Below are 20793 nucleotides of genomic sequence, written 5' to 3'. Positions count from 1 at the left end.
CGGGCCGCCGCTGGTCTGTGCCGCATCGGTCAAGAATGCCATGCGGCTGACGGCGCTCGACGAGGTTGCCGAAAGGATCGGCCTGAAAAAGCTGCAGGGCGTGGCGGAGGCGCGGGCCATCCACCCGAAGCTGGAGGTGATCATGGCGGATGCCGCCGCCGACCGGCGTTTCCTGGCGGCGATCGCCGATTGGTGCGATCGCTACACGCCGCTGGTCGCGCTCGACGGCGAGGACGGAATTTTCCTCGACATCACCGGCTGCGCCCATCTTTTCGGCGGCGAGGCGGCCCTGCTCAAGGATGTATTGTCGAAACTGCAGCAATTCGGCCTCGACGTGCGCGCGACCGTCTCTTCATCCCCCGGCCTCTCCTGGGCCATCGCCCGCTACGGCCAGGAAACGATCGTCGGTGACGGCGAGGCCGAGCGGGCTTTGGCGCCCCTGCCCCTCTCGGCGCTGCGCCTCGACGAACAGATGGTTCTGTCGCTCTTCAAGGTCGGGTTGCGGCAGATCGGCGATCTCTTCCACAAGCCGCGGGCACCGCTTGCCCGCCGGTTCGGCGCCGGCCTGCTTCTGCGCCTGGACCAGGCGCTCGGCCGGGACGAAGAACCGATTTCGCCGCGGCGGCCGGTGGCCAGCCTGTCCGTGGAGCGGCGGCTCGCCGAACCGGTCCAGGCGGAGGAGGATCTCCTGCATCTCGCCCTGCAGCTGGCGATAGCGCTGAAGCCGGAACTGGAAAGACAGGGGCTGGGCGGCCGTCTTTTCGAACTGCTTCTTTTTCGTGTCGATGGTGCGGTCTTGCGCCTGTCGGCCGGCGCATCGCTGCCGTTGCGGGAGCCGAAACGGATGGCCGCATTGTTCCGCGACCGGTTCCAGGCGCTGCATGACGATCTCGATGCCGGATTCGGAATCGATATTATCCGCCTCAACGTTCTGCAGTCGGAAAGTTTCTCGGCCGAACAGCAGGATTTTTCCGGCTCAGGAAACGAGCAGGCCGGCCTCGGAACCTTCATCGATCAGGTGGCCGCCCGCTTCGGTGCCGATTGTCTGCTTGCGCCCGTCGGCCGGCAAAGCCACCTGCCGGAACGCGCTTTCCTGTTCGTGCCGGCGGCGGAGGTGGTGCAGGGCCTGTCGAAAACGCCGCCGCTGGCAGCGGAAGCCACCCCATGCCGTTCCGAGCGGCCGCTACGCCTTTTCCGCCATCCCGAGATCGTCGAGGCCACCGCCGCCGTACCGGAAGGGCCGCCGGTCAGTTTCCGCTGGCGGCGCACCCTCCACCGGGTGCGTCGCGCCGAAGGACCGGAGCGGCTGGCCTCGGAATGGTGGATTGATGCAAAAGATACGTTCACGCGCGATTATTTCCGCGTCGAGGACGAGGTCGGGCGCCGCTACTGGCTGTATCGTGAAGGCCTGTATGAGCGCGAGACCAATGCGCCGCTCTGGTATATGCAGGGGGTCTTCGCATGAGCGCCGCCGGCTTTTGCGAAATCGGTGCCCGCACCCATTTTTCCTTCCTGGAAGGGGCCTCCAGTGCCGAAGACATGGTTGCCCAGGCCTCCCGGCTGGGTCTGTCCGGCCTCGGCATCGCCGACCGCAATTCCGTTGCCGGCGTGGTGCGGGCGCATTCGAAAGCCAAGGCGATCCTGGAAACATACGAAGCGGCGATGGCCGGAAAACCCTGGCAGACGGAAAAGGGGGAAGAACTGCTCGATCCCATCGCCGTTCAGCCGGGCGCCCGCCTCGTCTTCTGCGACGGAACGCCCGACATCCTTGCCTTTCCCGTCAATCGCCGGGGCTGGGGTCATCTCTGCCGCCTGCTGAGCGCCGGCAACCTGCGCTCGGACAAGGGGACTTGCACCCTGTATGCCGCAGATCTGATGGAATGGCAGGAGGAGTTGATTCTGGTGGTGGTGCCGGATCGCAGGCGCCGGGATCCGGCCGGCTGGCAGCATCTCGAAGATTTTCTGGCAAGCCTGAAAACCTGCTGCCCCGGCCGGGTCTATCTTGCTCTTTCTCCCCATTACGACGGTTATGACCGGCTAATTTTTGCGGAACTGGGCGTGCTTGCGGAAAAATTTCACCTGCCGCTCATCGCGACCAACGAGCCGCTGTATCACGTCGTGGAGCGGCGCCCGCTGTCCGATGTCGTGACGGCGATCCGCCATCATGTCACGATTGCCGAAGCCGGGTTTCTGCTGGCCGCCAATGCGGAGCGCCACCTGAAGGACTGCGCCGAACTGCAGCGGATTTTTCGCGCCTATCCAGAGGCCGTCGCCAATACGGGAAAACTGTTTCGTCGGCTATCTTTTTCGCTCGATGAGCTTGGCCATCTCTATCCCATCGAGACAGGCGACGACGAAACACCGATAATGACCCTGAAACGGTTGACCTGGGAAGGTTTTGCCAGGCGTTTTCCCGAGGGTGCGTCCGGCGCCATCGTCCAGCAGATCGGCCAGGAGCTCAAGCTGATCGAGGAAAAGGATTATCCATCCTATTTCTTGACGATCCGCAACATCATGCAGTTTGCCCGCAGCAAGGACATCCTCTGCCAGGGAAGGGGATCGGCCGCCAATTCGACGGTCTGTTATTGCTTGGAAATCACCGATGTCGACCCGAGGAAGATGAAGCTTCTCTTCGCACGGTTTTTATCGACGGAACGCCATGAGCCGCCGGATATCGATGTCGATTTCGAGCATGCCCGCCGCCAGGAGGTCATCGACTATATTTATGACACCTATGGCAAGGAATATGCCGGTCTTGCCGCCGCCGTCACGACATACCGGACCCGGTCGGCGGGCAGGGAGGTCGCCAAGGCCTTCGGCCTGTCGGAAGACGTGCAGTCTGCCCTCGTCGCTTCGGTCTGGGGCTGGTGGACGCATGGTTTTTCCGACGAACAGGCCAGGGCCGCCGGTCTCGACACGCAGGACCGCACGACAAAGCAGGTCCTCGAATATACCGGTTTGCTCATGGCGTTCCCCCGGCATCTGACCCAGCATGTCGGCGGCTTCGTCATCACCCGGGATCGTCTCGACGAGATCGTCCCGATCATGAATACGGCCTCGGAAGACCGCTTCATGATCGAATGGGACAAGGACGACCTCGATACGATCGGCCTGTTCAAGATCGATGTGCTGGCGCTCGGCATGCTGACATGCCTGGGCAAGGCTTTCGACCTGCTGCAACTGCATTATGATCGGAAAAAATCGCTCGCTGATCTCGGTCATGCCGTCCACGCCGACGAAGGTCCGGTCTACGACATGATCTGCCGGGCCGATACGATCGGCGTCTTCCAGATCGAAAGCCGGGCGCAGATGAGCATGCTGCCACGCCTTCGGCCGCGCGAATTCTACGATCTCGTCATCGAGGTGGCGATTGTTCGTCCCGGTCCCATCCAGGGCGACATGGTCCATCCCTATCTGAAGCGCCGCGAGGAGTGGCGCACCCATAAAAAGCAAGTGGAATTCCCCAAGCCGGAATTGAAGGCGATCCTCGAGCGTACCCTCGGCGTGCCGCTGTTCCAGGAGCAGGCAATGCAGATCGCCATCACCGCCGCGGGTTTCGAACCGGCGGAAGCGGACCGGTTGCGCCGGGCAATGGCGACGTTCAAGCGGACGGGCACGATCACCTATTTCCACGACAAGATGATCGCCGGAATGACGGAAAGAGGTTACGACAGGGAGTTCGCCGAGCGGTGTTTCAACCAGATCAAGGGGTTTAGCGAATACGGTTTTCCCGAAAGCCATGCGGCCTCGTTCGCGCTGCTCGTTTACGCTTCTTCCTGGTTCAAGACCTATTATCCGGACATTTTTTGCGTTGCGATGCTGAATTCGCAGCCCATGGGGTTTTATGCGCCGGCGCAACTGGTGCGTGACGCGCGGGAGCACGGCGTCGTAGTCCGTCCTGTCGATATCAATCATTCCGACTGGGATTGCCTGCTGGAAGATGACGACTTCGATCCGTTGCGGGTGGATCGGCGGCATGCCTCGATGCGAAGCGTCATCCTGACGGAAAAAGCCGTGCGCCTCGGATTCCGGCAGGTCAAGGGCGTGAGCGAAAACGAGATGCGGGCCTGCGTTGCACGGCGTGGTGCCGGATATGGTTCGGTGCGTGATCTCTGGTTGCGTTCCGGCCTGTCCCGGTCTGCCATCGAGCGGCTGGCGGATGCCGATGCGTTCCACTCCATCGGCCTTGACCGCCGCGACGCGTTGTGGGCGGTCAGGGCCTTGGATGAGAAGGCGGCGGCGGAGCACCTGCCGCTCTTCGATCGGGGGGCCAACAACGATCTGCAGCGGGAGCCGGATGTGATCTTGCCGGCGATGTTGCCCGGCGAACAGGTGATCGAGGATTATCGTGCCCTGTCGCTGTCGCTCAAGGCTCATCCGGCCGCATTCATGCGGCAGCGTTTCTTCCAGGCGGGAGTGACCTGCAATCGTGACCTTGCGACGGCCCCGAAGGGGCGGCGTGTGGGCATCGCCGGCCTGGTGCTGGTGCGCCAGCGGCCGGGATCGGCGAACGGTGTGATTTTCATGACCATCGAGGATGAAACCGGGGTCGCCAATGCGATTGTCTGGAACAAGGTTTTCAATCGTTACCGCCCCGTGGTCATGGGCGCGCGGGTGGTGCTTATCAGGGGTCGGCTGCAGCGGGAAAACGGGGTGATCCATGTGGTTGCCGAACAACTGGAAGATATGACGCCGCTGCTGACCTTGCTGCAGCAAGGCAAGGCAGGTGATGCGCCGCCGACGGAGGGACCGCAATCAACGGCGTTTGCGTTGCGTCGCCATGGCCAAGGCAATGAAAGTGGTTATGAGCGAGGTGACGAGAGGCAAAAGGCGCGCAGGGCCGCCGCCGAGGCGGCGCAGGTCATGCCGAAGGGGCGCAACTTTCATTGAGTCGCGGATCCAGGGGCCTTGTTTTTCCGGAAATGACCTCCGGTCGGTGGATTTTTCGTCCTCAACAAAAATATTTTTGGAAATTTTTGCGGTTTTATGACGCAGGCTTTTGCAAAGAATCGGCTTGGGCGCTGTCCCTAAGGTTATGAAAATACGATAAATTTTATCAAGTTTAGATCGATTCCAATCTTTGTCGATCAAGGCAAAGGCAGTTTTTTGTTGACAGCAAATATCCTCTTTTGCTTTATGAAACCAATTCAGTACGTTGCGTATGACAGGCAAGACGACATGCTGGTTTGCAGCTGCAACTTCATAAGCGTAAAAGAGATCGAAGACACCATCGTCGCGCTTCTCGACGAGGACTGTTGGCAGCTGATCGTGCCGGCAAAAGTCTATCACGCGATGGAAAAACGCGGCCGTTGCTGCGGTTGTTTCCCCAATGTGGTGGACATCATCATCCGCACAACCGAACATTACCACAGCCGGCGTGACTCGACGGACGCCGAAATATTTGATTTTATGGCCCGCCTCAAAGAATTCCATGAAGAAAACAGGAGAGCGGACCTTGAAAGGCGACAAAAGAGTCATCGAGCGGCTTAACGAGGCATTGTTCCTCGAACTGGGCGCGGTCAATCAATATTGGCTGCATTATCGCCTTCTTGAAGACTGGGGATATACCAAGCTCGCAAAGAAGGAACGTGCCGAATCGATCGAAGAGATGCAACATGCCGACAAGCTCGTCGCCCGCATCATCTTCCTCGAAGGCCACCCCAACCTGCAGACGGTTTCGCCGTTGCGCATTGGCCAGAACGTCAAGGAAGTGCTGGAAGCCGATCTTGCCGGCGAATATGACGCCCGCACCTCGTACAAGAAGTCGCGCGACATCTGTTACGAGGCCGGCGATTATGTTTCCATGAAACTGTTCGAACAGCTGTTGATCGACGAGGAAGGCCATATCGACTTCCTCGAAACCCAGCTTGAGCTTCTCGACAAGATCGGTGAAGCGAAATATGGCCAGCTGAACGCCGGCTCTGCCGACGAAGCCGAAGGCGACGAACACTAAGGTTTTTCCGCATTTTGCTGAAAAGCGGAAATTTTAAATTGCCAAGCATTTCATGCTGTTGAAAGAGCCGCCCGCGATACAACGCGGGCGGTTTTTCATTTTATGATGTCGCGAAAGTTCAAGATCTTCCGCAGCCGCTCTCCTATGTGTCCGAGCGTTAGAAAAGGAGCATCCATGAATTTCCGTTATACCATCCTCTATGTCGACGACGTTCGGGCCAGTCTCGACTTCTTCACCCGCGCCTTCGGCTTCGAAATCGCCTTCCTGCATGAGAGCGGTGATTATGGCGAGCTTTCGACCGGCGCGACCAAGCTTGCCTTCTCCTCGACGGCCTTGATGCGGCAGCTGGGCAAACAACCGTAAAAACCGTCGCTCGCAGCCCCGGCATTCGCGTGTCATATGGGCCTGATCGCTGTAGCCGAAATCTGTCGCCATCTCGGCCAGCGGTTCATCGGCGGAAAGGGCGGAAACGGTGCGTCGCGCCCGTCCGAGGCGACGCCAGAAATCCGGCGGCGGCAACCGGCATTCGCGCAATCGCCGCTGCAATGTCCGCGGCGAAGCGCCGGCGTCCCTGGCGATGCGGGCAAGCGGCATGATGCGGGCCGGCGCCCTGGCCTTGTGGCTCCAGCCGACATGCAGCATGGTTGCGTCTCCTGCCGGTCCCTACCGCCCGGCGAGGTGGCTGAATTCCGCCACTACGGTGTCGTAGACACTGCGCTTGAACGATACGATCAGGCCGGGCAACTCGTGCATCGGCTTCCACGCCCAGGCATCGAATTCCGGCTCGTGGCCGCCCGGCGGCGGGTTGATGGCGATCTCGGTTTCGTCGCCTTCGAAGCGGAAGGCAAACCAGCGCTGCGTCTGGCCGCGGAACCTGCCCTTGAGGCCGATGCCGATCAGCTGCGGCGGCAGGTCGTAGTTGATCCAGTTCGGCGCTTCCGCGAGCAGCGATACCGAACGCATGCCGGTCTCTTCGTAAAGCTCGCGATAGGCGGCTTTCAGCGGGTCTTCGTTCTTGTCGATGCCGCCCTGCGGCATCTGCCACAGCTGCGGCGAGCCGTCATATTCGGAATTGCCGATGGGGATGCGTTTGCCCGCCCAGACCAGCCCCTGGCGATTGAGCACCATGATACCGACGCAGGGGCGATAGGGCAGGTCTTCGGCTTTCACGGGGGCGTTCCTGTTCTTGCTCATGTCATTGATCTCAAGGGTTGGCATCTCAATAGTCGGCATCTCAGGGGGTGGTTGCCAGCGCCGAGACACCGACGATCTCGATGCCGCGAAGCGATGCTTCGTCGCTCCACTGGCGGATGGCGGCGATGCTTTCGTCGAAGGCGGAGGCGACGCCGATCGCCTGGCCGTTGCGCCGGGCGATGCGCTCCAGCTCGTCCAGCTTGGCGAGGATCGCGTCGGTGTTCAGCTGTCCGTCCAGCTGCACGTCGGCAAAGGCGTGCGGCATGTCCAGCGCCTTGGCGAAATTGCCCGTCTGCGTCTGCGCCACCGATCCGTCGTCGAGAAATAGCAGGCCGCGGGCGGCGATGTCGCGCATGACCGGGTCGAGCGCATCGGCATCGGAGAGGAAACGGCCGCCGAGGTAGTTCATCACGCCGGTGTAATTGGTGATCTTGCCCAGCGCCCGATGCAGGTCGGCGATGTTGTCGTCCCTGGATTGCGAGGTCAGCAGCGTGCCCGGGCCGGGATCGTTATCCGGATAATCGAACGGCTCCAGCGGCAGCTGGATGAGAATCTCGTGGCCGCTGCGCCGGGCTTCCTGCATCCAGCGCTGCAGGCTGTTGCCGCTGGCGGCAAAAGCGAAGGTGATTTCTTCCGGCAACTGCTTGATGGCGCGCTGCGTGCCCGTCTGGCTGAGGCCGAGGCCGCCGACGACGATGGCGATGCGGGTGCTGCGGCTCCCGGACCACGGGCGGGCATATTGCTCCACCGGGCGCAATCCGTCCTTGCCGATGATCGGCAGCTTTCCGAAGGGGCTGTCTTCCAAGAGGTCGTCGTTCGGCAGGGCGGCCATGCGCGGATCCTGGCCGACAGCGGCCGTGCCGATCAGCACCGGCCCTTTGCCGTCTCTCGTTTTCGGCGAATATTTGGTGACGACGGAACCGTCATTGGTCAGCGTCCGCTCGACCTTGGCGCCGGAATGCGATTTTTCGCGCGGCAGGCCGCCGGGGTCTTTCGAAAGTTTTTCCGCGGCGATGTCGCCGGTGCTCTGCGCCGTCTCCGCCGGCTTTTCAGCCTGGGTGACTTCGGTGTCGGAGGGGCGGCTCAGCTTTTCGGAGGGCAGGAGGGCATAAACGGAAACGGCGCCCACCACGACAAGCCCGAGGACGGAAAACACGGCGGCCGCGGTCAGGCGGCCATAAGGCTTTCTGGCCGCGGCGCGGTTCCTGCCCAGCGGTTCGTGGAGATCCGTTCCCAATGATGCGCCCGCCCCGATCGCGAATCAAAAGGCGCCGGCCCCCACGCGAGGGGCCGGCGCCTTTCAAGATATTTACTTGGTGACCTCGGCCTTGTCGGCGATCGGCGGGAAGGACGGATCCTTCTTGACGCCGCGCAGCAGGTCGAGGGCGTAGTTGAGCTGCACGTCGTCCTTGGGTTCCGGCGGAACGTAGGCAACGGAGCCGGAGCCCTCTTCGGTCTCGTTCTGGCCCTTGATGTGGCCCGGCAGGCTGGATTCGCCTTCCATGGTCACCTTGCCCTGCAGTTCGACCGGCAGCGGCTGGTCGACCTTGATATCCGGCTGGATGCCGGTGCCCTGGATCGACTTGCCGGACGGTGTGTAATACAGCGCCGTGGTCAGGCGCAGCATGCCGTTCTCGCCGAGCGGGATCATGGTCTGGACCGAACCCTTGCCGAAGGACCGGGTGCCGAGAACCGTGGCGCGGTGCATGTCCTGCAGGGCGCCGGCGACGATTTCGGAAGCCGATGCCGAACCGCCGTTGATCAGCACGATCACCGGCTTGCCGTCGGTCAGGTCGCCCGGGCCGGCGTTGAAGCGGCGGGTTTCGTCCGGGTTGCGGCCGCGGGTCGAAACCACTTCGCCACGCTCCAGGAAAGCGTCGGAGACATTGATCGCCTGGTCGAGCAAGCCGCCCGGGTTGAGGCGCAGGTCGAGCACGTAGCCCTTCAGCTTGTCGGCCGGCACTTCCTTCTTGATGTTGACGATCGCCTTTTCGAGGTCGTCATAGGTCTTTTCCGAGAAGGAGATGACGCGCAGGTAACCGACATCGCCTTCGACGCGCGACTTGACGGCGCGGACCGGAATGATGTCGCGGACGATGGTCAGTTCGATCGGCTTGTCGGCGCCTTTGCGCAGGATGGTCAGCTTGATCGGCGTGTTGATCTCGCCGCGCATCTTGTCGACCGCATCTTCGAGCTTGAGGCCGCGCACCGGCTGGCCGTCGATCTCGGAGATGAAGTCGCCGGCAAGCACGCCGGCGCGGGCGGCCGGCGTATCGTCGATCGGGGTGATGACCTTGACGAGTTCTTCTTCCATCGTCACTTCAATGCCGAGGCCGCCGAACTCACCCTTGGTCTGGGTGCGCATGTCGTCGGCATCCTTGGCATTCATGTAGCTGGAATGCGGATCGAGCGAGGTCAGCATGCCGTTGATGGCATTCTCGATGAGCTTGTCTTCCTGCGGCGGGGTGACGTACTGGGCGCGCACGCGCTCGAAGACGTCGCCGAAGATCGACAGTTCCTTGTAGGTGGACGCACCTGCGGCGACCGCAGGCATGCCAGCCGAATAAATGACGCTCATCGCCGTCGCACCCATCAGAGCGCCCACGAGAACAAGTGAAGCCCTACGTATCATTGCGTGCCTTTCCAGTGCCTGTCGCGGTCCACCACGGTCGGGAATCGACCGGCTGGTCGCCTTTTCGAAATTCAATGTAAAGTGTCGGACGATCCGTTTCCAGCGCCAAAGCCGTCGCGCTCGCCACTCTTTTCTCACCCATGACCGCAAGGGGTTCGCCGGCGAAGACGAATTTGCCCTGGCGCGTCTTGATCTGATCCATGCCGGACATCACCAGGTGGTAGCCGTCGCCTGTGTTCAGAATGACCACCTGGCCATAGCTGCGGAAAACTCCGGCGAAAACCACCGAGCCGTCCGCAGGCGCCGTGACCAGCATGCCCGGGGTGGATGCGATCGTCATGCCCTTGGCCGGGTGTCCGGTGCCGTCGGCATCGCCGAACTGGCGGATGATCTCGCCTGCAACCGGAAGCTCCAGCTTGTTTTTCAAATCGGAGAAAGCATATGCAGGCGCAATGCGGTTTTTGTCGGGCACGCCGCTCTCGGCGAGTTCTTTTGCCTTCTGCCGCTGCTCGTCGGTCATGGCACGGCGCTTTTCCTCCTCCGCTTGGGCGAGGGCGGCGGCTTCCCCCACGGAGGCGATCTCGGTTTCCAGCGAGCCGATCAGGCCCTCGAGACTGGTGGCCCGGGCTGCCAGCTCTTTCGCATGCCGTCGCTCCGCCTCCAGTTCGTCGACCGTCTTGCGGCTCAGCTTGTCGTTCTCGACGATGAGCAGGTCCATGCGCCGCTCTTCCTCGAGATTGTTGGTGACGGTGGTGGCAAAATTGGCCTTTTCCGCCAGGATTGCGGCAGAAAGGGTCGCCAGTTCCTGCAGGTCGGCGGCCAGGCGCTCCGTCTCCTTGCGGATGCCGGGAACGACGGCGCCGAGCAGGATGGCGCTGCGCACGGAGGCGAGCGCATCGTCGGGCGTCACCAGCAGGGCCGGCGGCGGATTGCGGCCCATCCGTTGCAAGGCGGCCAGAACCTCGGCCAGCAGGCCACGGCGCTCCTTCAATGAGCCATGGACCTTGTCGCGGCGGATATTGAGGTCCGCGAGTTTTTCCCCGCTGGCGGCGATCTGCTTGTCGAGCTGCTTGCGGCGATTTGCCGAATCGATCAGTGCCGAACGCAGGCTGACGGTGCTTTTCTCCAGAGCATCGATGTTTTGTTTCAAGCTCTCGGCTTTTTCGGCCGAAAGCGTCATGGTCCGGGAGAGCGTCTCCAGTTCGCTCCGCGTCAGATCCCGCTCGCGCTGCAGTTCGGCGGTCGGATCGGCTTCCGTCACGGATCTCGGCTGGGTCGCCGTCGTTTCCTGGGCAAAAGCTTGCGGCAGCACACTGATGGCGACGGCAAGACCGAGACCTGCCGCCACCTGCGGCAAGCGCGCTTTTTTCGGTCTGCGGTGCGGTGCGTCCATTCGGCCTGCTGTCGTCACGGTCAAAAGAAGCCGGAATCTAAGCTGATTTGCGGCCCGTCGCCAAGGAACATCGCCGTTACCGATTAAGGAAAGACGAAAATCCGGCGGCGATGTGGCCGCATCCCTCAAATTCGGTGATAGGGATGGCCGGACAGGATGGTGACGGCGCGATACAGCTGCTCGGCGATGAGAATGCGCACCAGCTGGTGCGGCCAGGTCATCTTGCCGAGGCAGAGCGTGGCGTCCGCCCTGTCGTAGAGCGCCGGATCGAGCCCGTCGGCGCCGCCGACAGCGACCATCAGGTCACGTTTGCCGTTGTCGCGATACTGGCCGATCATCGTCGCAAAGGCTTCGCTGTCGAGCGCCTTGCCGCGTTCGTCGAGGAGAATGAGAACGGCGCCTTCCGGCAGCGCCTTTTCCAGCATGCCGGCTTCTTCGCGCTTGCGGGTCGCGGCATTGGCGGCGCGGCTTTCGGCCACTTCGACAACGCGCGAAAATTCCAGGCCGATCGCAGGCCCGGCCTTGGCCAGCCGTTCGAGATACCGGGCCGCAAGATCTTTCTCAGGCCCGGCTTTGAGCCGGCCGACAGCAAAAAGGCCAATCCGCATGTCTGTTTCCGTCCGTCCATGGCCGAGCCCGTTTCGGCGGCTTCACTGCCGCCGCGACGGTCCGACCTTATCGTCCTTCGGCAAACATGCCGGCAGGAACGATCAGTGCCGCGTCTCTTCTTCGAGATCCGGGGCAGCCCACATCTTTTCGATGTTGTAGAACTCGCGGATTTCGGGGCGGAAGACGTGGACGATGATGTCACCCGTGTCAATCAGCACCCAGTCGCCGGTTTCCAGACCTTCGACGCGAGCGTTGCCGAAACCCTCTTCCTTGAGGTCGGAAATCAGGTGGTCGCTGATGGCGGCGACATGCCTGTTCGAACGGCCGGAGACGACAACCATGTAATCTCCAAGCGCCGATTTTCCGGCAATGTTGATGGTGACGATATCTTCTGCCTTCGAGTCCTCCAGGCTGAGGAGGACCAGTTGAAGAGCGCGGGCAGCGGCATCGGCGCCACGTTCCGGGCTTTTAGGGGCGGCGACGGACGCTCTCCCCTTGGCGTGTACTGTTGTCAGAGTTCTTCCTTTCCTTGGCGTAACAGCAACAGGCACTGACGATTCGGGCAGATTGCCCCAATCATCGATAAAGATAGGCATCAAACCCTTAAGGTTTCAAGACATGCGGGTTTGCTGTTTTATCAGATAAGCGCCTCTATGGCCGTTTTGCCGCATTTCGGCAGAGATGGTCGGCCGATCATTTTGCGCCGGCGGCGCGAAGTGCAGTCGAACTCAGCGTCGAGCGCGGACCGTGGATGAAGGTCCAGGCCGGCGCTCGCTTCCGCCAGAGCACGCCGGCATCGTCTTCGTCGAGCCGGGCGAAACCGAAGCGTTGCGCCATCTTGGAAGAGAGGTAGGAAAGCGTCGCGCCCGGCCGGTCGATCACGGCGATCGGAAAGGTGCAGGCGATGCCCTGCCAGTTCTGCCACTTGTCGAAACTCTTGAGGTTGTCGGCCCCCATGATCCAGATGAAATGCACATGCGGATTGAGCGCCTTCACCCTGGCCAGCGTTTTTGCCGTATAGCTGCCGCCGAGCGTCTTTTCGAAGGCGGTGACCTTGATGCGTGGATTGGCCGCCACCTTCTCGCTCCAGGCGAGCCGTTGCGACAGCGGCGCGAGATTGGAATGGCTTTTCAACGGGTTGCCCGGTGTCACCATCCACCACAGCTGGTCGAGGCCGAGACGGCGGAGCGCGATGTCCGCCACCAGGGCATGGCCCTGGTGCGGCGGATTGAACGAACCGCCGAACAGGCCCACGACCATGCCGCGTTCGGCATGGGGCATGATCAGATAGCGGCGGTCGATCCTGTCTGCTGTCACGTCACGGTCTGGTCTGGCCGGTGCCGCGCACACGGTATTTGAATGAGGTCAGCTGCTCGACGCCCACCGGGCCGCGGGCATGCATCTTGCCGGTGGCGATGCCGATCTCGCCGCCCATGCCGAACTCGCCGCCATCGGCAAACTGCGTCGAGGCATTGTGCAGCAGGATGGCGGAATCGATCTCGTTGAAGAAGCGCGCGACCACCTCCGCATCCTCGGCGATGACAGCCTCGGTGTGGTTGGAGGAATAATGGTCGATATGCTTGATCGCGCCGGAAATGCCGTCGACGATGGCGACCGAGATGATCGCGTCGAGATATTCGGTGCGCCAATCCTCCTCGGTGGCCGGCCTGAAGGCCGGGAAGACCTTCAGCACCGCGGCGGAGGCACGGATCTCGCAGCCCGCCGCGGTCAGGGCTTCCAGGATCGGCATCAGGTGCGTGCCGATCGCGGCACTATCGACGAGCAGGGTCTCGGCCGCGCCGCAGATGCCGGTGCGGCGCATCTTGGCGTTGACGACGATCGATTTTGCCATCTCCAGATCGGCGGAGGCATCGACATAGATGTGGCACAGGCCTTCCAGATGGGCGAAGACCGGCACGCGCGCCTCGTTCTGCACCCGCGCCACCAGGCTCTTGCCGCCACGCGGCACGATGACGTCGATTGAGCCGCCAAGACCGGTAAGCATGGCGCCGACGGCGGCGCGGTCGGTGGTCGGCACCAGCTGGATGGCGTGTTCCGGCAGGCCGGCGGCTTTCAGGCCGCGCACCAGGCAGGCATGGATGGCCTGTGACGAGCGGCGCGAATCCGAGCCGCCGCGCAGGATCACGGCATTGCCGGCCTTGAGGCACAGGGCGCCGGCATCCGCTGTCACGTTCGGCCGGCTTTCATAGATGACGCCGATGACGCCGAGCGGCGTGCGCACGCGCTCGATGTGCAGCCCGTTCGGCCGGTCCCATTCGGCGATCACGCTGCCGACCGGATCCTCGAATGCTGCGATGGCGCGAACACCGTCGGCCATTTCGCGAATGCGTTTTTCCGTCAGCGTCAGCCGGTCGATGAAGGACGGCAACATCTCGGTGCCCTCGACATCCCTGAGGTCTTCGGCGTTGGCGGCGAGGATAGCCGGCGTGGCAGCGACGATCTCGTCCGCCATGGCGTTCAGCGCCCGGTTCTTCGCCTCGGTGGATGCGGTCGCCAACGGTCGGCGCGCGGCCTTGGCCTTGGCGCCGATGTCGTTCATCAGCGCTTCGATATCCAGGGTCTGCGTCACCTTCTCAAGCATGGGCTGCATCCTTCGTTCGTTCTTTCGTGGCCCTGACGGTCATCACCAGGTCGTCGCGGTGCACCATGGCGGCGCGGCCGGCATAACCGAGAATGGCTTCGATCTCGCCCGACTTGCGGCCGGCGATCTGGCGGGCCTCGTCGGCATCGTAGCTGACGAGGCCGCGGGCGATTTCCCGGCCTTCCGCACCGATGACGGCAATCGTATCGCCGCGCTCGAATTGCCCGACGACCGTGCGCACGCCGGCCGGCAGCAGGCTCTTGCCGGATTGCAGCGCGTTTTCCGCGCCGCTGTCCACATGCAATTCGCCGGCCGGATGCAGCTGCCCGGCAATCCAGGTCTTTCGCGCCGTGACCGGCGTACCCGAAGGTGCGAACCAGGAGGAGCGGGCACCGCTTTCGATGGCCTGCAGCGGATGATCCGGCTTGCCGGAAGCGATGATCATGGCGCAGCCGGCACCCGTGGCGATCTTGCCGGCATCGATCTTGGTGCGCATGCCGCCGCGCGACAGTTCCGAAGCCGCGCCACCGGCCATCGCCTCGATGTCGGGCGTGATCGCCTCGATCGTGTCGAGGAAACGGGCTTCGGGGTCGAGATGCGGCGGCGCCGTATAGAGGCCGTCGATATCGGAAAGTAGCACCAGCAGGTCCGCGCCGGTCATCGTCGCAACGCGAGCGGCGAGGCGGTCGTTGTCGCCATAGCGGATTTCGCTGGTGGCGACGGTATCATTCTCGTTGATGATCGGTACGGCGCCGAGCCTGAGCAGCTGGTTGATCGTCGCCTTGGCGTTGAGATAGCGGCGGCGTTCTTCCGTGTCGCCGAGTGTCAGCAGGATCTGCCCGGCGATGATCGCATCGCGAGACAGGCTCTGTGTCCAGGCACGCGCCAGAGCGATCTGGCCGACGGCGGCGGCGGCCTGGCTTTCCTCGAGCTTCAGGGCGCCGGCCGGAACGTTCAGCACCGAGCGACCGAGCGCGATGGCGCCGGACGACACCACGAGAACATCGGTGCCGCGGGCCTTGAGCGCGGCGATGTCGGCGCACATGGCGTCAAGCCAGGACTGCTTCAGCCCGGACTTGCGGTCGACGAGAAGGGCGGAGCCGATCTTGATGACGATGCGCCGATAGGAGGCGAGCGGTTTGCGGCCGTTGCTCATCTCATTCCTCGTCCTCGACATCGTCCTGTACCGGCACGCTGCGATCCGGCAGCGCCGTATCGCCGCCGCTGCTGGCGACAATGATGTCGCGCAGCGCCCGCAACGCATCCGTCATGCCTTCGCCGGTCGCGGCCGACAACAGCATCGGCGGCCGGCCGCAAGCCTTCTCAAGCTCCTTGGCCTTCTTCTTGCGTTCCTTTTCGTCGAGCGTGTCGATCTGCGACAGGGCGACGATCTCGGGCTTGCCGATCAGGTCGCCGCCATAGGCGTCGAGCTCGTGGCGTACGGTCTTGTAGGCCTTGCCGACCTTTTCCTCCTGCGCCGAGACCAGATGCAACAGCACGCGGGTGCGCTCGACATGGCCGAGGAAGCGGTCGCCGATGCCGACACCTTCATGGGCGCCTTCGATCAGGCCGGGAATGTCGGCAAGCACGAATTCACGGCCGTCGATGGTGGCGACGCCGAGATTGGGATGCAGGGTGGTGAACGGGTAGTTGGCGATCTTCGGGCGCGCCCGCGTCACCGTCGCCAGGAAGGTCGACTTGCCGGCATTGGGCAGGCCGACCAGGCCGGCATCGGCGATCAGCTTCAGCCGCAGCCAGATGGTCTTCTCTTCACCTTCGAGGCCGGGATTGGCCCAGGTCGGCGCCTGGTTGGTCGACGACTTGAAATGGGCATTGCCAAAACCGCCATTGCCGCCGGCCGCCAGGCGGAAGCGCTGGCCCTCGCGCACGAGGTCGACGATCAGCGTTTCGCCGTCTTCCTCGAGGATCTGGGTGCCGACCGGCACCTTCATCGTCACCTCTTCGCCGTTGGCGCCGGTGCGGTTTCTGCCCATGCCGTGCGTGCCGGTCTTGGCCTTGTAATGCTGCTGGTAGCGGAAGTCGATCAGGGTGTTGAGGCCGTTCACCGCTTCCACCCAGACATCGCCGCCGCGCCCGCCGTCGCCGCCGTCAGGCCCGCCGAATTCGATGAACTTCTCGCGCCGGAAGGAAACGGCACCCGCGCCGCCGTCTCCGGAGCGGATATAGACCTTTGCTTCGTCGAGAAATTTCATTTCAATGCCAATCGTTGGGTGTCAGGATGTTCGGGAAGTCGCCGCTTTGGATATAACCGGCTGCAGCGGAGGTCAAAGACTATCGTGAAGTTCGCGAGTTATAACATACAGTTTGGCATGGGTCTTGATGGGAAATATGACCTCGACCGTATTGCCGCAAGCCTTGCCGGCGCAGACGTCATCGCGCTGCAGGAAGTCACCAGAGGCTTCGAACCCAACGGATATGCCGATCTGGCGGGCGATCTGGCCACCTTCTTCCCGGACTATTTCTGGGTGTACGGTGCTCCCTGCGACGTGCATCTCGGCGCGGTTGTCGAGGACGGGCAGCGCCGCGAACGACGGCTGCAGTTCGGCAACATGATCCTGTCGCGCTGGCCGATCCTGTCGACGCGCACCCTGCTTCTGCCGCGCCAGCGCACCTTCGATCGCCTCAACCTGCAGCGCGGGGCGACGGAGGCGGTGCTGGAGACGCCGGCGGGACCGCTGCGCGTCTATTCGGTGCATCTCGACCATACCTCCGTCGAGGAGCGCATCATGCAGATCCGCTATCTCAAGGAGCGGGCGGGGCGGTTTACGGAGGAGGGCGGCGCGCTGACCGGCGCCAGCGAATTCCAGCTTGCCGATCCGCCGCTGCCGGAAGACTACATCCTGCTCGGCGATTTCAACATGCAGCCGGAATCGCCGGAATATGTCGCCATGGCGGGCAGCACCGATCCGGTCTACGGCCGCACGCTGCGCTCGCTTAACCCGGTGGACGCGCTGGGCTGGCTCGGCCGGCTGACGGCGGAAACCTATAGCTGTATCGATGCGAAGAACCATGGCCGGCGCCTGCAGCTGGATTACGGTTTCTTGAGCTACGGTCTTCTGGCGCGTCTCAAGGACGCGTTCATCGACACGACTGCCAAAGGGTCGGATCATTTTCCGCTCTGGCTGGAGCTCGAATGAGGTTTGCCGGGCCGCCCTCGACGTGAAAGGGCGGCCCGGCCGATGCCAAAGCATGTCGCGCAAAACTGTGCAGCGGTTTTGCGAAAACGACATGCGACAACAAAGGCCAAAGCGTGAGAGCGAACTTGAAAGATCGCGATACGATTTAGCGGCGTGGCGGCGGCACGAAGCTTTCCGCGGTCAGCACCGTTTCGATATGCGGCGCCATGGCGTTGCGGGCGAGGCAGAACGCGTCGCTGCATCCCGTCAGCCGGAACCCCAGCTTGTTCTGGATACGCAGCGAGGCCGGATTGTCCGCAAAGGCGCCGGAATGCAGCGTGATATCGGGCATGCGGCGGAAGAGCCGTTCGATGGTCGCTCCCGTTGCTTCGCTCATGTAGCCGCGGCCCCAATAGAAGCGGTTGAGCCAGTAGCCGAGATGCCATTGGCCATGCCGCAACTCGATGCCGACGACGCCGATATGGACGTCGTCGCCGGTGGTGATCGCCAGCGACCAGTCCGGCAGCATGCCTGACATCTGCGGCACCAGCCAATCCAGCGCATCCTGCCGGTGATAGGGCACCGGCACGCGCGACAGCATGCGGGTGACGCGGAAATCCGCAAAGGATTCGGCGATCGCATCGGCATCGCCGAGCCTGTGCGGCCGCAGGACGAGGCGTTCGGTGCGGATGACCGGGCAGGGGCCGGCACTCGGACGTGCGGTCTCGACACGGCGAAGGGTCTGCGCGTTCATCGCATGCCTCCCCAGCTTCTCAACGACATCCAGGTCTTGCGGTCGAGCCGGAACCACTCGACGGCGACGAGGCTGCCCATGGCGAGCGACGGAAACATCGCCGATCCCTGGAACTGGAAGCCGCACTTCTGGATCACCCGCCGGGAACCGATGTTGACGACGCGGCAGCGGGCATCGATCTGGTCGATATCCCGCGTGCGGAAAACCATGTCGATCAGCGCATGTGCGGCTTCGGTCATGTAGCCGCGGTTCCAATAGGGTTCGCCCAGCCAGTAGCCGATCTCGACGGTGCCGTCGTCTATGGGTTCGATACCGCAGCAACCGAGGAAGAGGCCGTTGTCGGCTTTGGTAATGGCATAGACGCACTTGCCAATACCGCCCTGTTTCGTGCGTCGCACGAAATCGGCTGCGTCGTTGACCGTGTACGGGTGCGGCATACGCGAGACCATTGTAGCGACTTTGGCGTTGTTGGCGAGATTGGCAAGGGCGTCGATGTCTTCTTCGTGCGGCGCGCGCAGGACGAGCCGTTCCGATAACAAGACAGGGCAATCGGTCCTTAACCGCTCCGGCCTCGGCCGTTCTTCGGGAGACCTCGATTGGTCGTCCCGCAACAATTCGCTTTGCATGGTTCAGTCCTCCGTTAGGGAAAAGAAAAAGGGGAGATGGCGCCCCATCTCCCCTTTTTTCTGGTCTGAACCTGGTGCGGTCAGCCGGGTCGATGAGACGCCGGCTGTTTTAGAGCGCTACCGGCTTATTCCGCTGCTTCGGCTTTCGGCATGACGGACACGTAGACGCGACCGTTGGCGCGCGTACGGTAATTCACATTGCCGGCCGTAAGTGCAAAGATCGTGTGATCCTTGCCGAGACCGACGTTCGCGCCCGGATGCCACTGGGTGCCGCGCTGACGCACGATGATGTTGCCCGGAACGACGACTTCGCCGCCGAACTTCTTCACGCCGAGGCGCTTGGACTGGGAATCGCGACCGTTACGCGAGGAACCGCCAGCTTTTTTATGTGCCATTGGATTTCTCCTTTACCTGACCTGGGTTCTTAGGCTGCCACGATGTCCGTGATGCGGACGACCGTGTGATGCTGACGATGGCCGCGCGAACGCTTGGAGTTCTGGCGACGACGCTTCTTGAAGGAAATGACCTTCTTGCCGCGGTTGTGCTCGACAACTTCGGCCTTGACCGAAGCGCCAGCCACGAAGGGCGCGCCGAACGTCGCATCGGCGCCGACGCCGACCACGAGAACCTCGGTGAATTCGATGCTGTCGCCGGCGGCGACATCAAGCTTTTCGATGGTCAGCACGTCGTTGGCTGCCACGCGGTACTGCTTACCGCCGGTCTTGATGACTGCGAACATTTTTTATCCTTTCATGTCCGTTTCCGGCTCTCGCTGGAAACCCAGCAGGCCGTCTTTTTATCAGTCGATATTAAGCAGGAATTTCAGGGCTTTAGTGCCCTCAGAACTCGAACTGCCGGTGAAACTCCACGAAGTGGAGGGAAATCGGGCGCAAGCTACCCCACGCCTATTCGCGTGCCGAGATACGTGAGCGGCCAATTTCTGTCAAGGCGAAACCACACCATTTATCGATATTTACCCTTGCCAGACCGGTTTGCAATGGTTATGAGAACGCCCGCGCCGAACAAGCGCCGACCGGACCGCGGAGAGGTGGCAGAGTGGTCGAATGCACCGCACTCGAAATGCGGCATACCTGCAAGGGTATCGTGGGTTCAAATCCCACCCTCTCCGCCATCAGATTGCTCTAGAGATCTGATTTTGTTGTGATTTCTCTAGGATCAATTGCCGCTTCCCCACTTTGACTTGCGGCTACGCACGGACGAATGCGAACGCGTGTGACCTATTTGCAATACCTGTGGTCAACCGCAAAGCCCCAAGCTTGTAGCAATCAGCAAATCAGCACATGCTTGAAGAATGGCGCGGCCTTGTGCCGAGCGGGATGGAGAAGCTGCCCAAATTTCACCCCGCGCGCCGGACGTTTCGAGGCGTCCGACCGCCATCACGGGCACCCCATAGACCGACCCCAAAAAAGCGCAACGTGAGAAGAGGCTGACTTGCAACAGGTCGCCAGGCCATATGCGCAAGGGCATCTCGGAAACCCTCCAAAGTTGCGGATACCATTTTGAAACGCCCATTCCGATAGGCTCCGCGACGTGGAGGGGGCGAGTTTGAGAATTTGGATTTCAGTTACGGGAGCGATTTTTATCGTATGCGCTTCAGTTGCCACCGGTGCAAATACACCCTGCAGCGGGAAGAAGGGCGGCATCGATCGTTGCCAGGAAAAGACCTTTATCTGCGATATCTGCGATCGTGTCCCAGGAGATGGTGTAGCTTCGGCGATCGCCGTGCCTTCCGGACAGAGCCGGGAATTGATCAGCTTGCTGCTGGCAGGCTGATGAGCGGATCATCGCTCATCGCGGCGATGGTTTCCAGTGTCATATAGCGGGATCGTTGGACTGCCCATTCATCGTTTTGTTCGAGTAGCAGCGCGCCAA

General features: G+C 62.2%; 20 protein-coding genes, 1 tRNA gene and 1 pseudogene. 7 read left to right on the top strand and 15 right to left on the bottom strand.

Features of this window, described 5'->3' with window-relative positions:
- The first annotated feature begins 40 nt into the window (after positions 1-40).
- The 5 genes from DEM27_RS29400 (at position 41) to DEM27_RS35125 (ending at position 6316) form a co-directional block, all read left to right on the top strand.
- Entirely contained in the window at positions 41-1465 is a 1425-nt protein-coding gene (locus DEM27_RS29400; RefSeq protein WP_420028865.1) for a Y-family DNA polymerase, read from the top strand.
- Positions 1462-4890 (top strand): error-prone DNA polymerase, encoded by a 3429-nt coding sequence (locus DEM27_RS29395; protein WP_109461816.1) that lies wholly within the window; start codon positions 1462-1464, stop codon positions 4888-4890. The genes DEM27_RS29400 and DEM27_RS29395 overlap by 4 nt, the downstream gene beginning before the upstream one ends.
- Before the next feature lie 246 nt (positions 4891-5136).
- Positions 5137-5490: a (2Fe-2S)-binding protein gene (locus DEM27_RS29390; protein ID WP_245446220.1), complete on the top strand. Its 354-nt coding sequence runs from the start codon at positions 5137-5139 to the stop codon at positions 5488-5490.
- Positions 5456-5953, top strand: coding sequence for a bacterioferritin (gene bfr, locus DEM27_RS29385; RefSeq protein ID WP_128755593.1), 498 nt, complete (start codon positions 5456-5458; stop codon positions 5951-5953). The genes DEM27_RS29390 and bfr overlap by 35 nt, the downstream gene beginning before the upstream one ends.
- A 102-nt stretch (positions 5954-6055) precedes the next feature.
- Entirely contained in the window at positions 6056-6316 is a 261-nt protein-coding gene (locus DEM27_RS35125; RefSeq protein ID WP_337250488.1) for a VOC family protein, read from the top strand.
- Between the two features lie 30 nt (positions 6317-6346).
- Here DEM27_RS35125 and DEM27_RS35120 read toward each other — a convergent pair.
- The 11 genes and pseudogenes from DEM27_RS35120 to obgE all read right to left on the bottom strand — a co-directional run.
- Positions 6347-6547, bottom strand: a pseudogene (locus tag DEM27_RS35120) (helix-turn-helix domain-containing protein); the annotation flags it as partial.
- A gap of 69 nt (positions 6548-6616) precedes the next feature.
- Entirely contained in the window at positions 6617-7147 is a 531-nt protein-coding gene (locus tag DEM27_RS29375) for an RNA pyrophosphohydrolase (protein WP_109461813.1), read from the bottom strand.
- A 40-nt stretch (positions 7148-7187) separates the two neighbouring features.
- A complete protein-coding gene (locus tag DEM27_RS29370) occupies positions 7188-8384 on the bottom strand; it encodes a divergent polysaccharide deacetylase family protein (RefSeq protein ID WP_109461812.1) in 1197 nt (398 codons plus the stop codon).
- Positions 8385-8456: 72 nt separating this feature from the next.
- Positions 8457-9779, bottom strand: a complete 1323-nt coding sequence (locus DEM27_RS29365; protein ID WP_109461811.1) for a S41 family peptidase — start codon at positions 9777-9779, stop codon at positions 8457-8459.
- A complete protein-coding gene (locus DEM27_RS29360; RefSeq protein ID WP_109461810.1) occupies positions 9769-11172 on the bottom strand; it encodes a murein hydrolase activator EnvC family protein in 1404 nt (467 codons plus the stop codon). The genes DEM27_RS29365 and DEM27_RS29360 overlap by 11 nt, the downstream gene beginning before the upstream one ends.
- 125 nt (positions 11173-11297) lie before the next feature.
- Positions 11298-11780 carry a 23S rRNA (pseudouridine(1915)-N(3))-methyltransferase RlmH gene (gene rlmH / locus DEM27_RS29355; RefSeq protein ID WP_109461809.1) on the bottom strand — a complete coding sequence of 161 codons (483 nt, stop codon included), beginning with the start codon at positions 11778-11780 and terminating at the stop codon, positions 11298-11300.
- A 102-nt stretch (positions 11781-11882) separates the two neighbouring features.
- On the bottom strand, positions 11883-12377 hold the full coding sequence (rsfS, locus tag DEM27_RS29350) for a ribosome silencing factor (RefSeq protein ID WP_109461808.1): 495 nt from the start codon (positions 12375-12377) through the stop codon (positions 11883-11885).
- Positions 12378-12474: 97 nt separating this feature from the next.
- Positions 12475-13062, bottom strand: a complete 588-nt coding sequence (locus DEM27_RS29345; RefSeq protein ID WP_205908979.1) for a nicotinate-nucleotide adenylyltransferase — start codon at positions 13060-13062, stop codon at positions 12475-12477.
- A 37-nt stretch (positions 13063-13099) separates the two neighbouring features.
- Entirely contained in the window at positions 13100-14383 is a 1284-nt protein-coding gene (locus DEM27_RS29340) for a glutamate-5-semialdehyde dehydrogenase (RefSeq protein ID WP_109461874.1), read from the bottom strand.
- The gene (gene proB / locus DEM27_RS29335; RefSeq protein WP_109461806.1) at positions 14376-15539 is read right to left on the bottom strand and encodes a glutamate 5-kinase; all 1164 of its coding nucleotides are present in this window, start codon (positions 15537-15539) and stop codon (positions 14376-14378) included. Before proB ends, DEM27_RS29340 begins: the two co-directional genes overlap by 8 nt.
- A gap of 1 nt (position 15540) precedes the next feature.
- Positions 15541-16596, bottom strand: coding sequence for a GTPase ObgE (obgE, locus tag DEM27_RS29330; RefSeq protein WP_109461805.1), 1056 nt, complete (start codon positions 16594-16596; stop codon positions 15541-15543).
- A gap of 84 nt (positions 16597-16680) precedes the next feature.
- Here obgE and DEM27_RS29325 point away from each other — a divergent pair, with 84 nt between their 5' ends.
- Positions 16681-17541: an endonuclease/exonuclease/phosphatase family protein gene (locus DEM27_RS29325; protein WP_109461804.1), complete on the top strand. Its 861-nt coding sequence runs from the start codon at positions 16681-16683 to the stop codon at positions 17539-17541.
- Positions 17542-17686: 145 nt separating this feature from the next.
- Here DEM27_RS29325 and DEM27_RS29320 read toward each other — a convergent pair whose 3' ends face one another.
- The 4 genes from DEM27_RS29320 to rplU all read right to left on the bottom strand — a co-directional run bounded on the left by DEM27_RS29320 (position 17687) and on the right by rplU (position 19639).
- Entirely contained in the window at positions 17687-18274 is a 588-nt protein-coding gene (locus DEM27_RS29320) for a GNAT family N-acetyltransferase (protein ID WP_109461803.1), read from the bottom strand.
- Entirely contained in the window at positions 18271-18900 is a 630-nt protein-coding gene (locus DEM27_RS29315; protein ID WP_109461802.1) for a GNAT family N-acetyltransferase, read from the bottom strand. Before DEM27_RS29315 ends, DEM27_RS29320 begins: the two co-directional genes overlap by 4 nt.
- 125 nt (positions 18901-19025) lie before the next feature.
- Positions 19026-19295, bottom strand: a complete 270-nt coding sequence (rpmA, locus tag DEM27_RS29310) for a 50S ribosomal protein L27 (RefSeq protein ID WP_109461801.1) — start codon at positions 19293-19295, stop codon at positions 19026-19028.
- A gap of 29 nt (positions 19296-19324) precedes the next feature.
- Positions 19325-19639, bottom strand: coding sequence for a 50S ribosomal protein L21 (rplU, locus tag DEM27_RS29305; protein ID WP_109461800.1), 315 nt, complete (start codon positions 19637-19639; stop codon positions 19325-19327).
- 303 nt (positions 19640-19942) lie between these two features.
- Here rplU and DEM27_RS29300 point away from each other — a divergent pair.
- Positions 19943-20032, top strand: a tRNA-Ser gene (locus DEM27_RS29300).
- Positions 20033-20793 lie beyond the last annotated feature (761 nt).

The organism is Rhizobium album (assembly GCF_003122325.1).
GTDB classification, from domain to species: domain Bacteria; phylum Pseudomonadota; class Alphaproteobacteria; order Rhizobiales; family Rhizobiaceae; genus Metarhizobium; species Metarhizobium album.
This window is presented reverse-complemented; position numbering and strand designations above follow the sequence as displayed.

Bases quoted from the DNA above. Each gene is read 5' to 3' on its own strand.
- DEM27_RS29400 (WP_420028865.1), top strand. From the start codon at position 41: ATGCGGCTGACGGCGCTCGACGAGGTTGCCGAAAGGATCGGCCTGAAA.
- DEM27_RS29365 (WP_109461811.1), bottom strand. From the start codon at position 9,779: ATGATACGTAGGGCTTCACTTGTTCTCGTGGGCGCTCTGATGGGTGCG.
- DEM27_RS29320 (WP_109461803.1), bottom strand. From the start codon at position 18,274: ATGAACGCGCAGACCCTTCGCCGTGTCGAGACCGCACGTCCGAGTGCC.
- obgE (WP_109461805.1), bottom strand. From the start codon at position 16,596: ATGAAATTTCTCGACGAAGCAAAGGTCTATATCCGCTCCGGAGACGGC.
- DEM27_RS29375 (WP_109461813.1), bottom strand. From the start codon at position 7,147: ATGAGCAAGAACAGGAACGCCCCCGTGAAAGCCGAAGACCTGCCCTAT.
- rpmA (WP_109461801.1), bottom strand. From the start codon at position 19,295: ATGGCACATAAAAAAGCTGGCGGTTCCTCGCGTAACGGTCGCGATTCC.
- DEM27_RS29395 (WP_109461816.1), top strand. From the start codon at position 1,462: ATGAGCGCCGCCGGCTTTTGCGAAATCGGTGCCCGCACCCATTTTTCC.
- DEM27_RS35125 (WP_337250488.1), top strand. From the start codon at position 6,056: ATGATGTCGCGAAAGTTCAAGATCTTCCGCAGCCGCTCTCCTATGTGT.
- DEM27_RS29340 (WP_109461874.1), bottom strand. From the start codon at position 14,383: ATGCTTGAGAAGGTGACGCAGACCCTGGATATCGAAGCGCTGATGAAC.
- proB (WP_109461806.1), bottom strand. From the start codon at position 15,539: ATGAGCAACGGCCGCAAACCGCTCGCCTCCTATCGGCGCATCGTCATC.
- DEM27_RS29360 (WP_109461810.1), bottom strand. From the start codon at position 11,172: ATGGACGCACCGCACCGCAGACCGAAAAAAGCGCGCTTGCCGCAGGTG.
- DEM27_RS29345 (WP_205908979.1), bottom strand. From the start codon at position 13,062: ATGCCCCATGCCGAACGCGGCATGGTCGTGGGCCTGTTCGGCGGTTCG.
- DEM27_RS29315 (WP_109461802.1), bottom strand. From the start codon at position 18,900: ATGCAAAGCGAATTGTTGCGGGACGACCAATCGAGGTCTCCCGAAGAA.
- rsfS (WP_109461808.1), bottom strand. From the start codon at position 12,377: ATGCCTATCTTTATCGATGATTGGGGCAATCTGCCCGAATCGTCAGTG.
- rplU (WP_109461800.1), bottom strand. From the start codon at position 19,639: ATGTTCGCAGTCATCAAGACCGGCGGTAAGCAGTACCGCGTGGCAGCC.
- DEM27_RS29390 (WP_245446220.1), top strand. From the start codon at position 5,137: ATGAAACCAATTCAGTACGTTGCGTATGACAGGCAAGACGACATGCTG.
- rlmH (WP_109461809.1), bottom strand. From the start codon at position 11,780: ATGCGGATTGGCCTTTTTGCTGTCGGCCGGCTCAAAGCCGGGCCTGAG.